The organism is Pseudomonas sp. 3MAES_34.3B (assembly GCF_058145875.1).
Genome location: NZ_CM176960.1, coordinates 4,150,743 through 4,165,401 on the forward strand (window position 1 = coordinate 4,150,743; position 14,659 = coordinate 4,165,401).

A 14,659-nucleotide genomic window follows, 5' to 3' on the forward strand; every position below is an offset into this window, starting at 1 on the left:
ATGATCAGGCAGGTAGCTCTTGCTGAGATTGGCACCGTACCGAAAACCTGAGCGCCAGAGATTTTGCAAGCCCTACTCGAGATAGAAATGGCGTACTATCATCAGCAGGAACAGTCAGTGAAGCTGACCTGGCTGAAATGACATAGCACCGTAAATAAGGTGCAATTTAAAACGCAGAATTTATCCTATGAATTCAACTTTCTACCTTCCGCGCAGCCTCTCCAATAAAGACAGAATTTACACTGAAGAAGCGTTGCTGGCAGCTTCAAATTACGTTGTTGTCTTAGCAGAACCCGGAGGCGGGAAAACTGAACTTATGGGAAGCCTAGCCCGACAGCTAAGAACTTCAGCTGTTACCGCGAATAAGTTCAAACACTTGGGGGCCGATACCGAAAACTCCCCACTCGTGATTGATGCGTTTGATGAGTTGGCCAAACTCGATCAAACGGGTATTCACAGCCTTCTTGCTAACGCCAGGAAAGCAAAGCCAACACGCGTCATTATTTCGAGCCGATCCAGCGAATGGGGTACAGCTGCCACTAATGCATTCGAAGACTATCTAGGATGCTCACCGCTGGTGGTTAGGCTTTGCGAGTTTGAAGAGGGAGAACAGCGGGAAATTTTTCATCATCATGTTCGGGGTGAGGAATTTTCAAAGTTCCAAGCAGAAGTAGCTCGGTTCGACTTAGGAGCATTACTCCCTAATCCCCAATTTCTCAAGATGTTTGCAGATGCCTATATGGAAAGCGGCAGACACTTCACAGATAAACGAAATATATTTTCACAAGCGGTCGAGCGTCTGGCGAAGGAAGCTAACGTCAATGTAGCGCAGACGCTACCCAGCAAACAAAGGGTTGCTCTGTCGTCCGAAGTGTTCGCCAAGCTTTTGCTGTCCGGAGCAGAAGGCATAGGGACGAGCGAGTTAACCGCAGATCGGGTCTATCCGCTGTTGGCATCACTTTTTGACAAGCACACAGCAGCTGAAGGCATCTTGGCAACTCGGCTTTTCAAACCTGGAGACAGTGCGGATCAGCACCGGCCTGTTCACAAAATCGTTGCTGAATACTGTGCGGCAGACTACCTTGCAAAGCGTATCGCTGATCCGGTTGATCCTCTGACATTACACAAATGCTTACCTATCATCGCTCCGAACAATGTAGTTCGAGATGAACTCCGGGGATTACTGGGTTGGCTCGCGGCGCTAGGCAACAGACCGATTCAAGAGACTGCTATTGAGCTTGATCCCTATGCGGTACTTGCGAACGGTGATCCCTCTCAACTTGAATACACCTCAAAACGGCTACTTATACAGGGCCTGAAAGACGTCGAAACGAAGGACCCCTATTTTCGCCGAGGAGATGCTTGGCGCCGGTTCAGTGCTTCAGGCTTCTTCACCCAAGAGGTTATGACAGAGATTAGACCTCTGCTAGCGAGCGGCGGCGATGGGCATTTGCGTGATCTAATTCTTGAGCTGTTGACGGGGTCACCAGCGATTGCGCATCTGACGCAAGAACTGCGTCAACTCGTGTTGAACTCAAGCGAGAGCGAACACACTCGCTTGTTGGCGAGCAGATGTCTGCTCGACCTGTCCGGCCATGACCATCGCGCCGATTTAGCAGTCCTAGTCTCAGAAGCCAGTCATACCTCTCTGAAAATTGCGGTAACCATCCTTGGGGCTATCGGCGTAAAAGCATTAGGCTTAGCTTACCTCACCAGCTTCTTTCGAGTCTGCGCAAACCTTTATCCTCGTCATCAAGAACCTTACAAATCCACAATTGGTACGCGTTATTTCCTAAAGCGCTTTGTTGGCGGACTTGATTTGATATCAATCGAGTGGCTACTTGATGACTTAACCAAAGACCTTGTGTGCACATGCAAGAAAAAACATTATGAATGTGATTGTCGAATTGGGATCAGCAAGATTGTAGGCCTAATACTGGATCGATACTTTGAACTTGCAATGCCTCCTTTTGCCGCGGAAAGGGTTTGGCAGTGGATCGAAAATCTGATTTTTCACGAGCAGAAATCAGCAGGTCAGAGCAAGGCAGTTGAAGTGCTTCAAAATAACGATGGATTGCGCCAAGGGATCATGGCGCAAGCACTTGGGAACCTTACCAATAGCGTCGATATTTTCGAGACTAAAATACAGAAGTTTGATTTTCACGCTCACTCCGGCCTTCGCTTTCAATCCGATGACTATAACTTCATAGTCGATCTGGCATTTGAATTCGATAACCCTGCTCTGTGGGCGAGTTACATCTCAATGCATAGCTTTAATCGTAGTCAAGCGCTGCGAGGCCCAAACAAATTGCGACGGCACATGCGTGAACAGGCATTGGAGAAGCCTGCTTTAATGCGAGAGTGGGTGAAGTTCAACAGAGCAGTCGCGCAATCTGCACAATCCCAACAAAAAAGCATGTTTGCCCACAGGCGGAGGATGAGACGCCGCGACCGTGAACAAAACGACATTAATAATCTGAACATCCAATATTTGCGGGACAATCGAAAGCTTGTTGAAAGCGGTCGGCATTGGAATTGTCTTGCGCGCTTTGCTGATTTGGTACTTAACGCGCCCGATCAAATCGAGCATGAATTCGGTGATGAAGTGCTCGTTCGTAAAGCTCTCAAAAATTGCTTAGATTTCATTGCTCCCGATGTGCCCAATCTGCTCAGGCTTGCGGAATTACAGTGTGCATCGCAGGGCGCGTCCACCGAACCTGTTCTTTTCGCAGCTTGCTTGGAAATCATGCGCAGCGACGGAAACCTGGAAAATGTCGATCTGCCGTTACTGACTGCACTACGAACTAATCTCGACATGGGCTACGGTGCAGTGGCGGACGAAGAACGTGATGCGCTGAAACGTGAAGTCAACCGATTGATTTTCGCAGGTGCGGGAAGTGCCGAAACCTTTCTCCGGCAATACGTCGAGCCCCAACTCGCACAAAAGGGCTGTCAACATCCCGATATTTGGTTGTTACGCGTTGATGAGGTCTTCAGCCACCTACGGTCGGCAATCCCAATAGAATGGCTTGACCGATTTTCTGATCTGGCGCTCGGACCGCTTGATACGCTCTTTGAGCTTGCGGCCGAATTCGGTGATCGCGATTTTCTTCGAAAAATCATCGCAGAACGTTGCTCAACTTTCATGTCCGTTTGGCCCAGCCCGACAGGCGATGAAGACCTCGAAAATAGGCGTGTTTTTTGGTTCGTGCGCGCTTTTTACTTTTTAGAGGGCGCGCCGGAAACATATTGGAACTGGCTCAAAGCCGACAAGGACACAATATTTTCCCTTAATGAGCGCTCTGGGCGATTTAACTATAGCGAACACTCCCATTGGCCCAAGCTCACATTAAGAAAAGTGGTGGCGGTTCTAGAGGCCTTTATTGACAAGTGGCCAAAGGTAGACCTCCCGAGCCATTGGGGTACGGGAAGCCCCAACGAAGAAAATGCGTACCGTTTTTTGAAAGAATTTGTTTGGTTAATCGATTCAGACGTCTCCGATGACGCCGTCCGTGTCATTGATAGTCTCCTTGCAGATCCTAAGTTCGCAGACATGTATAACGATCTTAGGAGCATACGTGCTCGTAAAATCAGTCAGATTGCCCGGAGGTATTTCGAACCGCCAACGCCACAGGAAATCGTCGATCGACTGGATCGCGACATGGTGGTCAATGTTGAAGGTTTGCGTCAACTCGTCCTCCAAGAGCTTCAAGATTTTCAGAAAGCAATAAGTGGTGGTGAATTTAACTCCGCCGATCGTTTTTACGACAATGGTAAGCACTTGAACGAAGTACGAGCTACCGCGATCATTGCTGAACGTCTCAGTCTAACACTCAAGCCTCAGGGCATTGCGATTACGCCAGAACATCAGCTAAAAAGTGCTAACCGCAGCGATTTCACGGCGACAAAATTGATTGGCGGTACAAGACGGTTGCTTGTGACTGAGGTAAAAGGTCAGTGGCATAGAGAGTTATACACTGCCGCGGCGGCGCAACTATATGCGCGCTACTCCATCCACCCCGATGCTGAACACCAAGGCATTTATCTTGTGATCTGGTTTGGCCAGGATGTGAACGTCGCAGGAATTAAAAACCGAAATATCAACACCGCTCAGGAGCTGAAAAACAGCATCGAGAAAACGATGCCGCCAGAGCTAGCTGGGCTGATCGATGTATTTGTTCTAGACGTTTCTAAGGCCTAATGAAGGATCGCATCTAAGGTTGGACGCAGCAGGCCTAGAAGAGGCCAAATATTGCGCTCCGAATCCCCCTAGATTTGTAGCCAGGTGGAATGACCGCTTCTGGCCGATCTCTGCCTGTCGCCAACGTCCGCTTTGGGTCGATAGCGGTCGGTCATAGTGGACGCCACCGCTCAATGCCGGCCATTTGCTAGCAAAGGGTTCTATTACCTAGCCTTGCCGGCCGAAATGCCTTCCGTAGGGTGAATCTGCATATTGCTCAACATTCCCCGGTACGTGCATTCACCCAAGGATTCAGAGGCGAGCGTTGATGCATTCACAAGCCAACATCGAGCAGAAGGTCTGATGGCTTGCAGCCTAATGCGGCTGCGATCCTCACGACGTTTAGAAAGGTTACGTTGCGCTCCCCCCTTTCGATCTTTCCCATATGAGATCGGTCGACTGTCGCCAAGTCTGCCAAGGCCTCCTGAGAAAGGGCAAGCGCCTTCCGACGCGCACGCACCGCTGCTCCCAGCATTGGGAGGGCGCCGTACGTGTCGGATTCTGCCGAGATTCTTGCCATCCCGCGAATCTCGCCCGTATGATGGCTTTATGACCACGGTATTTACGACCCATTTTTACCTACAGCTCATTAGGCTTGCCCGTTAAGGAACGGGCCCTGATCCGTGGCCGGGCTGGGGCAACCGAAGGAATACAGTATGAAAGCGAATGGCAAAGCCAGAAATCTTGCCATCGGGATCGGACTCGCATGTGCGGTGCTTGCCGGATGCTCAGACAGCGACGACGCGCCCAAAAAGTCTGAAAAGGCGGCACCGCTCGTTCAGCCATCGGCAACCAAGGTGCCCCCTGCTCAAGCCGAAAAAAACGGCCCGCTGAGCCGAGAATTCCCACCAGTTGCCGCGGGTGATCTGTCCGCTTACCAGGACATCCTGACTCCAGTCGCACCAATGCGGTACTACACAGCCTTGAGGAATTGGGATGAGACACCCGAGGAGATTGTTGACTCTGTCACGGACAGAATCTCGCCCGACGTGACCTCGGAAAACCCAGAGCTATACAAAAGCGGCCACGGTTACCGAGAGGCTCAGGACGCCTTCAAAAAGCATGACCTGGCGGAGCAGGTGTTAAAGCTCGTCCAAGCTGAGGGAGCGAGCGTTCAGGGAAATCGGTTGGTCATACTGGCAACGCGAAGCCAACTGGATTCGTATGATTTCTCTACGAAAACATTCAAGGTTTCCAACTGTCTATTTTCAGATAAAGAAGATTATACAGATGACGAAATGCGCTCACCGCAAAGCATGCAACGCGCAGCCAAACCCCGATGCTATCTTCAATCTGCACTTCCTAATTACTACGTAGGAATCATAGGCGGGTCTAAAGCATCCTTTGCTGTAGATGACGAAAATCTAGCGCGGAAATTGGAAGCCGCACGTGAGTCCTCCCACTTGGTTGTTTACGGCCACGTCCAAAGCGTGCAACGAGAACGCCTTGGCGGCCGTCTTTTTCTCAAGCGGTATGTAATGATCTCACCACAAAAGGTCGATGTCGTTGACAACAAGACCGGTGCCGTTTTGCTTTCGAAGACGATTTGATATGAAGCGAACGAGAATGGAACGCAAGACAGTACTGGCAATTTCAATGCGCAGCATTGCTTTGTTTATGGTCATTTCAAGCCTGCTCACTGGCTGCGCTTTAACGTCCGGCCCAGAAAAGGACTGCGAGTCAAACTTCAAAACAGAAGGCAGCATATTTACTGGAAAGCGATTTTCCACTTCTTCATCGTTGTCCGGGGTAAGACCAAAGAGCGCATATCATAGCCTTTATAACATCCTTGTTGCGGACGGATATTACATCGAAAACGCAGATGAAAAGAATCAAACCATATCTGCATATCAAAATGTCAACTTCAGCAACAAGCACGCCCCCTTGAACGCGATCATTCAGCAGCAAAAAACAGGCAGCGATGTGCAGTTAATCTTTGTAGCCTCCGCTGGTATCTACACGCCTGAATTAGGCGCAAAACGAGAGTTTTGCCGAATCATAAGTAGGATTGGAAATTAATCAGAGTTAGGTGTTAACAATGAAATTATCTGTGAGCCTATTTGAAGTACTGACTGCCGACCACACGAGCACAGTACACAGCACTGGGAACGGCATAGATACTACGCACAAAAAAGAAGGATGGATTAAAAATATAAAAACCCAGCAGGTGAGGCAGGTCAAACTCGAAAATAGCGAAGTGCCTTTAATAGCCGGATCAAAAATAGGACTGGCCTTTCTGTTTGATGAGCAGATAATTGCATTCAAGCGTGGGCGTGAAATTCCGACTGAAATTGTTGGCAGGAATATTAAATGGAGCCCTATAGTCCTTGCCTTTCTCTTTAGTGTACCAATCATTGGGTATCTTGGAGCGATCCTGTGGGGTATTATTGGCTTGGCCCTCGGCTACAACGTCATGGGCCGGCGCTTCAATAAGCTCGCCATAAATAGGGTATGCGGCTTCGTTCTACTCTGCTACGGAGGCATAGCGTTCATGAGAGGAAGCGTCAGCAACATGGTTAACCTTCACATACTGTTTTCAGCAATATTGACCATGGCACTACTCTTCTTTAAATTCGTGATCGTACGCTCAGAAAACAGCCTTGCAGCCGAAGCCTCACGGAGGCTTGAGGAAGCTTGGGCCGAAGCAATCTAAAAATGGTCCTCGCCATCATTTGACTGAGTAGTCTAAGGCAATAGCTTGTTTACCCGCCCTCCCCTGGCCACTCTGTCTCGCATTGCGGATTGCCCTTCGGCATTTTAGATGGGATTACTTCCGCGAAGCAGCTCTCAAAGCGCGGTAACCCGCTACGCGGAAGCACGCCAGAGGGGAAAGTGTCTAAGGGGCGGCGACACGTGAATCCGGTTGGACCACCTATGGGGTAATTCCATGGGCGGCTTTCCCTCAGCCAGCCTGTGGGGGATAGTAACCGGCCAAGATAGCGTGAAGTGAGGGGCGTGGCCTACAGCCCTTATCGAAGATGAATTATACATAAGCTGAGAGGCTGGTGAATGATGCCATACCTACAAAAAGACGAAGCTATACTATTGAAACAGGAGGTATCTCGCGGATACCCGTTCTGGCCAAGGATGAGTTGTGCGCTGGCAATTCGCTTGAACGACTACATCAGGGGGGGAGTGGTGAATACTATGCCGATCTTGGATGAAAATCTTGCTACTAGAGGGGTCGCCGCTGGCCAAGCGTACTCCGACCAAGGCCGCTGAGCGATTCACCGGTCCTGTCCTGAGCCGGTTTTGGAAGAAACATTGGACTGCCCCGCAGTTCATTGGCTGCAATCTTGATAATCAATGGTGGGGCCCCTTCGCTCAAAAGCACGAATTGGTGCGAAAGGAAATCGAAAAGGCCCAGGCGCTAATAGATTGTGATGCTTCCCCGGAAAACCAGCGACGAGCAGAAGCCGCGCTGAGCCATGCAATTGTCTTGGGGGATATCAGAGAAAGAGGGACAGGCAAGAGGTGACCGGCGAATGGCTGATCTATTACGTTCACAACGGGCAGAATTACTATCTGGACTTGGGTTTCCACCACGAGACGGGAAGCAAGGATCATCCTGACCGTGCTGCCAAGGATGTCCAGCTGCTAAAACGTCTGAAGGATGCATGTGAATGGGAGTTTCCCTTTGCCTTCCTAGCCCGCTCTCGCCCCCCTGTTCCTGACTGCACCGCTTCGCCCCACGGGGCATAATGGTCCCGTGGGGGGCTAGAAAAATCTGAATCGTGACCGTAGCAAACAGCGCAGCGCGTTATATTCGGGCTGATCATTACGGAGCTACCCTCACAGTCGCGGTGGCAGCATTCATGGTTTCAATGCTCACCGGAGCGTCCGGCTTTCGAATAATCCCCTTTAGAGCTTTTACCGACTGCGTTGCGGCGATGATGACGTATTGTCCCCTCTCCATTTCGACAAACTCAACTCGATCACCTGGGCCTAGACCTAGCGCGACCCTCATTTGCCCGGGGATCATAAGGTGCCCTTCCGTTGTAGTCGTTGCTCCAGCCATTTCACTGTCTCTACTGTTCATGTCGTGCGAGTAATGTAGCCGCTCAACCGTTCGCCAAAGGTCAGCGTGGTCGAAGCTCTCTAATAGCATAGCCGTGTGTGTCCTGAGCACAGAAAAGGTATGACAGCCTGGGGGCCTGTAATCCCCAGAGGAACGCCAATATCACGGCATCGGCGTCGATCTGCGCTTCCATGAGCACAGTAAGTCCGAATGGACAGCATAGGAGGTAAAGGGCGTATGAAGTCTGTCGACGATGACGCTAGGCGTGTAGGTAAACCTCATCGTCTTACCCATGCGTCACGATACGTTGCAATCTGTTTTCGAACCGCTTAATGCCGTGGCGCAGGCCTACGCTGACCATTAATCCGCCTGATTGCCGGCATCCGTAGAAGACTCGGGCATAAAAAGGCTTAAGGGAAGGTTCTATGTCGCACGATAATCCTACGAATAAGGTGGTCGTTTCCACGTATTTTAGGTGGAAAATCGGCGCGCTTATGGCTGGGATCGGGGTTGGCCTTATCACTGGGATCTCCCGCGTAGCGGACTCCCCTCTGAGGAACCGCTATGCGCAAGTGACCAGTAGAAGACGGCTTAATAGCCGCTTCATCGACGGGCGGCTATCGATTGAAATGAAGCCAGAAATCCGGGGAGGCGCCTAGAAAACCGAGTGTGTAATAACATTACACCTTGCAGAAGCTGAACCGCCCTCAGCTCGGCATCCAAGTGCTTAGGCGCAGACAGAAGACCAGCAGGCGCCTGGAAAACCAAATGTGTAATCACATTACACCTTGCAGAAGCTGAACCGCCCTCAGCTCGGCATCCAAGTGCTTAGGCGCAGACAGAAGACCCGTAGGCGCCTGGAAAACCAAATGTGTAATCACATTACACCTTGCAGAAATTGAACCGCCCTCAGCTCGGCATCCAAGTGTTTAGGCGCAGACAGAAGACCCGCAGGCGCCTGGAAAACCAAATGTGTAATCACATTACACCTTGCAGAAATTGAACCGCCCTCAGCTCGGCATCCAAGTGTTTAGGCGCAGACAGAAGACCCGCAGGCGCCTGGAAAACCAAATGTGTAATCACATTACACCTTGCACAGGCTGAACCGCCATCAGCTCGGCATCCCAAGTGTTTAGACGGACACAGAAGACCCGCAGGCGCCTGGAAAATCAAATGTGTAATCACATTACACATTGCAGAGGCTGAATCGCCATCACGTCGGCATCCAAGTGTTTAATCTGATCACTGTCCTGCGCTGATCAGCAATCCTTTGTTTACTTTGAGGGCTGTGAACATAAATTCACTATGGGGCCAGCAACTTCCCTCGCCGCGAAGTATACTTCCATAAGGCTCCCGCAGCCTTGTAAGGCTCAGCATAGCTGGGTTGCTACTGGGTTGCTGCTGGAGTTCCGAAGGCCCAATAAACCCGGTTGGCAGCCGGTGCCACAGCTGCTGAGATAGCAGGAGGATCACGTGCAACTCGGGAAGTTTATGATCAGGGCCCCAACTTCAGTATGACCACGGAACCGCCTTCGCTCTCGGGAAATGAGCATTGCCGGTAGCGAAAACTGCGTCTAATAACTTAAGATGATGCTCATGCAGGTCATTTCCCAACACAAATTCCACCAATCGACTAGTCATACCATTCCGACGTCGGAATCGGCGTAACAATTAGCTAGCAAATATTCTGGATTTGGCATTCATCTATTTATCACTAAGATCATTACAACCACTCATGATATTATAATCATATGAACAGAGAACTTGAGATAGACCTATGCAATCACTACCGACACCTTCTTAACGTCGGACACAATGCAACGCTTTTTGGGTTTGAATGCGGTAACGGATGGTACATAATACTCGACGCCCTTTTCGAGAGAATGGCCAACCATACTTCTGTGACAGACTCCCCGCAGATTTTCGTCACCCAGGTGAAAGAAAAGTATGGCAGCTTGCGCGTGTATTATTCCGGAATCGATCCTATCATAGATGCGTACATTGATCTTGCAGAGTCACTTTCCGAACGGACATGCGAGGTATGCGGGTGTCCAGGCAAGCTGATCACCGACTCGAATAGATGGATAAAAACGAGATGTGAAAATCATGGCGGAGTAGTACCCACCGGACTGCTGCCCTAACTCAATAACGACCATATATCTATACATAATTTTATATTGATATAGATCCAATACTGTCATGCGGATCCTCTGACTATAACGCAGCCCCACTGGAACCTTTCAGCGAAGCTGCTCACATGGCCTCTGCACCCCAGTGCACATTATTGCACCAGGGCGCCGGACCGCAGGCATTCGAGAATAGTAAATTGTCGCTTGGCCGAACATCCCGCAATATGAAAAATGCAGCTAGCTTAATCGACCAGGACTGACAAATCCGCTATTTGGTAGAGATCAGAACCACTTCTTAAAAAACCCCTTAACCAGCGATGCAGCCGCCTCGAAGATCTTTGGTGCGGATTCTATCAGCTTATCTACCACCTTGTCCTTAACTTGGCCCCAAGCATCACCTGCAAAGTCTTTGATACTATTCTCCAGTCTTAACTGGCGCAGTAAGGTTCGGGCAAGCTATCTACCGAAGTCCACCGTTAAGGGCGATAGTGCCGGATACTGTTATCAGCGATCGCCGCCAAGGTCAAAATCTTCGCGCCTTACCAAAGCTCTGATCCTGAGCCTACAAGGCCTCGGTCGCTTAGGAACGCCTGCAATCCGGAGCGCATATGCGAGGAATAGGCCAACCGGCAGTGCGCAAAACTGATCGAGCGCGGCTGCCGGAGGGAGGCGACAGGTAACGTATCCCACCGCGCACCTGGGGGTGTAAGCGATGACAGCCAAGCGCACCGCGGCCTACGGCTCTATCGAAAGGCGAAGATCTCTGCCAACTAGCGTGAAATTTGACTCGTTCAGTAATGCTGGCAGAATACGATAACTGCGAAAAAAGCAGTGCTGAAGTGATAAAATCTACATGATTTCTTAATTGGTGCTGGCTTACCAGCGAAAACTTGCAATAGTGACTAGTGCAGCATGGAGTAGAAATGCCTTTATCGTGGAATGAAATCAGGGATAGAGCTGTAGCATTTGTTCGCGAGTGGGAAGGCGAATCTTCAGAAAATGCCGAGGCCAAAAGTTTTTGGGATGCTTTTTTTTGGTATTCGGTATCAGTCGGCGAAGAATAGCCTCGTTTGAAGCTCATATCATGAAAGCCAGCGGAAAACCGGGATTTATAGATTTGTTCTGGCCGGGAATGCTCGTCGCGGAACATAAATCACGGGGAAAAAGTCTAGATACCGCTTATTCTCAAGCGACCGATTATTTCCCAGGGCTCAGTGATAAGGAGCTTCCGCGTTACATAATTGTATCGGACTTTGCACGCTTTAGAATTCGCAATCTCGACACTGACGAAGAGACTGAATTCAACCTGGAAGATCTGCCAAAGAACCTCTCCTTATTTGGATTTATTGCTGGTTATGAAACACGTATTTACAAAGAGCAGGACCCTGTAAACGTCACCGCTGCCCAACGGCTAGCACATCTTCATGACGCACTTAAGAAGGTGGGCTATGAAGGGCACGAGTTAGAAGTTTATCTAGTTAGGCTTCTGTTCTGCTTATTTGCGGATGATACCGGCATTTTTATGCCTCGTAGTGCCTTTGAAGATTTTATACGCACCCGGACGTCAGTGGATGGATCGGATCTTGGTCCACGTTTACATCAGTTATTCCAGACACTAAACACTGCGCCTGAAAAGCGTTTAAAAAATCTTGACGAGCAAGTTTCGCAGTTCCCTTACGTCAATGGCAAACTTTTCGAGGAGGCGCTACAACAGGCGAGCTTTGACAAGGCTATGCGTGAGACGCTACTAGAATGCTGTGATCTTGACTGGGGTGCGATAAGCCCAGCCATTTTTGGTTCCCTATTCCAAGGAATCATGGATGCGAAGGTCAGGCGCAATCTTGGCGCGCACTACACCAGTGAGAAAAACATTCTCAAGATGATCGGCCCCTTTGTTCATGGATGAGTTATGGGCAGAATTTGAGCGTATCAAGGCCCACCCTGCTAAATTAAGGGCTTTTCATGATCGAATTGGGACTATAAATATTCTAGACCCCAGTTGTGGTTGCGGTAATTTTCTGGTCGTTAGTTATCGCGAGCTGCGATTGCTAGAGCTGGAAGTGATAAAGCGCCTCTACAGTAAGGAGCTGCAACAACTGTCTCTCGACGCCATTGATCAATACGTCAAGGTCGACGTCCATCAATTTCACGGAATTGAGATCGAAGAATGGCCAGCCCAAATTGCGCGTGTGGCATTGTGGCTAATGGACCATCAGATGAACCTCCTGGTCGGCAAGACGTTTGGACATACGATCGTCCGCATACCATTAGTAAAGTCAGCAAACATTAAGTTTGGCAATGCACTTACCATAGATTGGGAGAGTGTCCTTCCCGCTTCTTTGTGCAATTTCGTCGTGGGCAATCCCCCTTTCGTCGGGCATCACCTTCAGTCAGAAACGCAAAAAGCCGAGATGCGTGCTTGCTACGGTGCAGAGGCAAAGTCTGCTGGCGTTATGGATTTTGTGTCTGCATGGTATTGCAAGGCTGCGGATTACATCCGCGACTCACGCGTGAAGGTAGCCTTCGTCTCGACTAACTCCATCACTCAGGGCGAGCAAGTCGGCATTATGTGGCGCAGCCTTCTCGCCAAAGCCCCTCGATTCATTTTGCTCACCGTACGTTCAAATGGCGTAATGAGGCCGGAGGGATAGCAGCCGTATATTGCGTCATCATCGGGTTTGCTGCGTACAAGCCTCCACGTTGCCACCTTTACGATTACGAGCGACCTGATTCCGAGCCGGCTCATAAAGAGGTAAGCCAAATCAACGCTTATCTTGTCGACGCACCTTGGATTCTGCTAGAAAACAAAAGCCGGAATCTCTTTGGTATGCCAGAGATGAAGTATGGATCAAAGCCCACCGACAATGGGCATCTCCTGTTCAGTGATGAGGAAAAGATTGAATTCTTGAAGCTAGAGCCTGGTGCTGAGAAGTATGTAAAACCGCTCATGTGCTGCCATGAGTATTTATACAACAAAAAGCGTTGGGTGCTTTGGCTGGTAAATGCAGACCCTTCTGAGCTGAAGAAGCTAACCGAAGTCAAATCTAGAATTGCGGCTGTTGACCGCTTTCGCAAGGCAAGCAAGGCTGCGACGACCCGAGCGTACCCTTACCCTTCGCTTTTCCGGCAAATTACTCAACCGAAATCTCGATACATCTTGATCCCGGGCCACTCGTCTGAGAACCGCGCCTTTATCCCCTTTGGATTTTTTGAAGAGGATCACATCCTAAATAACAGCTGCTTTGCCCTGCCAACCGATCAGCCCCATCACTTCGGCATCATTCAATCGACCATGCATATGGCGTGGGTGCGAACAGTATGTGGTCGTATCAAAAGCGACTATCGGTATTCTAAGGATATTGTTTATAACAATTTTCCTTGGCCGATGGATGCTACCCCCAAGCAGTTGGAGGCGATTTCTGTAGCCACTCAAGCAGTATTAGATGCACGAGCAGAATTTCCAGAGGCTGCACCCGCCGCCCTTTATGACCCAATGACAATGCCGGAAGTTCTAATTAAGGCACATCAGGTTCTTGATCGAGCAGTAGATGCAGCATATGTATCTAGCGGCGGCAAGAAAAGTTGGGCGTCTGACGCAGAGCGTGTAGCATTCCTTTTCAGTCTGTATCAAAGGTTTACTAGTCAGCTACCACTAGAACCACAGAAAAAAAACCGCACCTAACCAGTCAAAAAGATCGACTTCCTCATTTCCCGATTCTGCTTGAAGGTGAAGGGGACGTCGATCGACATACCAATCCGTTCTAATAAGGTAAACACTTTTTAAAGGAGCAGATTACAAGGCTCTACCTGTCCAAATATTATAAGCGCTCTGGGTCAACATTCCAAAATCCCAAGCATTGTGGCGATCGCCTCTGCTTTAAGGGCGTGTCAAGGATGGAAGGAGGCCTATAACGCGATGGGCAGCGACCCAAACCGGTTCCAGCTCTTCCTGAGCCAGCTCCTAAAAATGTGCCCAAACCGCACGGCGTGCGATCCTCACTTTGGAAATTCGACCGATCATTTTGCACCGGCCCGTAAAAGGATGTGTACAGACTCAAACCTAACTCGGCTTGCCACGCTGTTAGAGCTTCTGTTCACAGACGCAAAGCTTGAAGGTAGGCTGAAGGGAGCCCCGTAAGTCCTCGCGGGCTGCGGGACGTGGCGATGCCATCGGAGCCAGGTAAGCGGCTAAACCGCGCTAGCGAAGTTTACATGCCGTACAGGGAAATCTTTTGTGGGTGCCGCGGCGATCCGAGGCGGGAAGCAGTTACA

Annotated in this window: 9 protein-coding genes and 1 pseudogene; 8 read left to right on the plus strand and 2 right to left on the minus strand. The window is 49.9% G+C overall.

Going from position 1 to position 14,659, the window contains the following annotated elements; translation table 11 throughout:
* The first annotated feature begins 187 nt into the window (after positions 1–187).
* Positions 188–4,201, plus strand: coding sequence for an NACHT domain-containing antiphage protein EruA (eruA, locus tag AC3Z8Y_RS18440; protein WP_490087041.1), 4,014 nt, complete (start codon positions 188–190; stop codon positions 4,199–4,201).
* A 313-nt stretch (positions 4,202–4,514) separates the two neighbouring features.
* Here eruA and AC3Z8Y_RS18445 read toward each other — a convergent pair whose 3' ends face one another.
* Positions 4,515–4,760: a helix-turn-helix domain-containing protein gene (locus tag AC3Z8Y_RS18445; RefSeq protein ID WP_490087042.1), complete on the minus strand. Its 246-nt coding sequence runs from the start codon at positions 4,758–4,760 to the stop codon at positions 4,515–4,517.
* 136 nt (positions 4,761–4,896) lie between these two features.
* Between AC3Z8Y_RS18445 and AC3Z8Y_RS18450 the strand changes: the two genes are divergently transcribed.
* The 4 genes from AC3Z8Y_RS18450 to AC3Z8Y_RS18465 all read left to right on the plus strand — a co-directional run bounded on the left by AC3Z8Y_RS18450 (position 4,897) and on the right by AC3Z8Y_RS18465 (position 7,718).
* Positions 4,897–5,790, plus strand: a complete 894-nt coding sequence (locus tag AC3Z8Y_RS18450; protein ID WP_490087043.1) for a hypothetical protein — start codon at positions 4,897–4,899, stop codon at positions 5,788–5,790.
* Positions 5,791–5,806: 16 nt separating this feature from the next.
* Positions 5,807–6,259: a hypothetical protein gene (locus AC3Z8Y_RS18455; RefSeq protein ID WP_490087044.1), complete on the plus strand. Its 453-nt coding sequence runs from the start codon at positions 5,807–5,809 to the stop codon at positions 6,257–6,259.
* 19 nt (positions 6,260–6,278) lie between these two features.
* Positions 6,279–6,893, plus strand: a complete 615-nt coding sequence (locus AC3Z8Y_RS18460) for a hypothetical protein (protein ID WP_490087045.1) — start codon at positions 6,279–6,281, stop codon at positions 6,891–6,893.
* A gap of 507 nt (positions 6,894–7,400) precedes the next feature.
* Positions 7,401–7,718 carry a hypothetical protein gene (locus AC3Z8Y_RS18465; RefSeq protein ID WP_490087046.1) on the plus strand — a complete coding sequence of 106 codons (318 nt, stop codon included), beginning with the start codon at positions 7,401–7,403 and terminating at the stop codon, positions 7,716–7,718.
* A 300-nt stretch (positions 7,719–8,018) separates the two neighbouring features.
* Here the strand turns inward: AC3Z8Y_RS18465 and AC3Z8Y_RS18470 are convergent, their stop codons facing one another.
* Entirely contained in the window at positions 8,019–8,258 is a 240-nt protein-coding gene (locus tag AC3Z8Y_RS18470) for an AbrB/MazE/SpoVT family DNA-binding domain-containing protein (protein WP_490090037.1), read from the minus strand.
* 3,105 nt (positions 8,259–11,363) lie between these two features.
* Here AC3Z8Y_RS18470 and AC3Z8Y_RS18475 point away from each other — a divergent pair.
* From AC3Z8Y_RS18475 to AC3Z8Y_RS18485, 3 genes and pseudogenes are all read left to right on the plus strand, one after another.
* Positions 11,364–12,293 (plus strand): type IIL restriction-modification enzyme MmeI, encoded by a 930-nt coding sequence (locus AC3Z8Y_RS18475; RefSeq protein WP_490087047.1) that lies wholly within the window; start codon positions 11,364–11,366, stop codon positions 12,291–12,293.
* Positions 12,286–13,037: pseudogene (locus tag AC3Z8Y_RS18480) on the plus strand (DNA methyltransferase); the annotation flags it as partial. The gene AC3Z8Y_RS18475 and the pseudogene AC3Z8Y_RS18480, both read left to right, overlap by 8 nt.
* Positions 13,038–13,214: 177 nt before the next feature.
* Positions 13,215–14,069, plus strand: coding sequence for a type IIL restriction-modification enzyme MmeI (locus AC3Z8Y_RS18485; protein ID WP_490090038.1), 855 nt, complete (start codon positions 13,215–13,217; stop codon positions 14,067–14,069).
* Positions 14,070–14,659 lie beyond the last annotated feature (590 nt).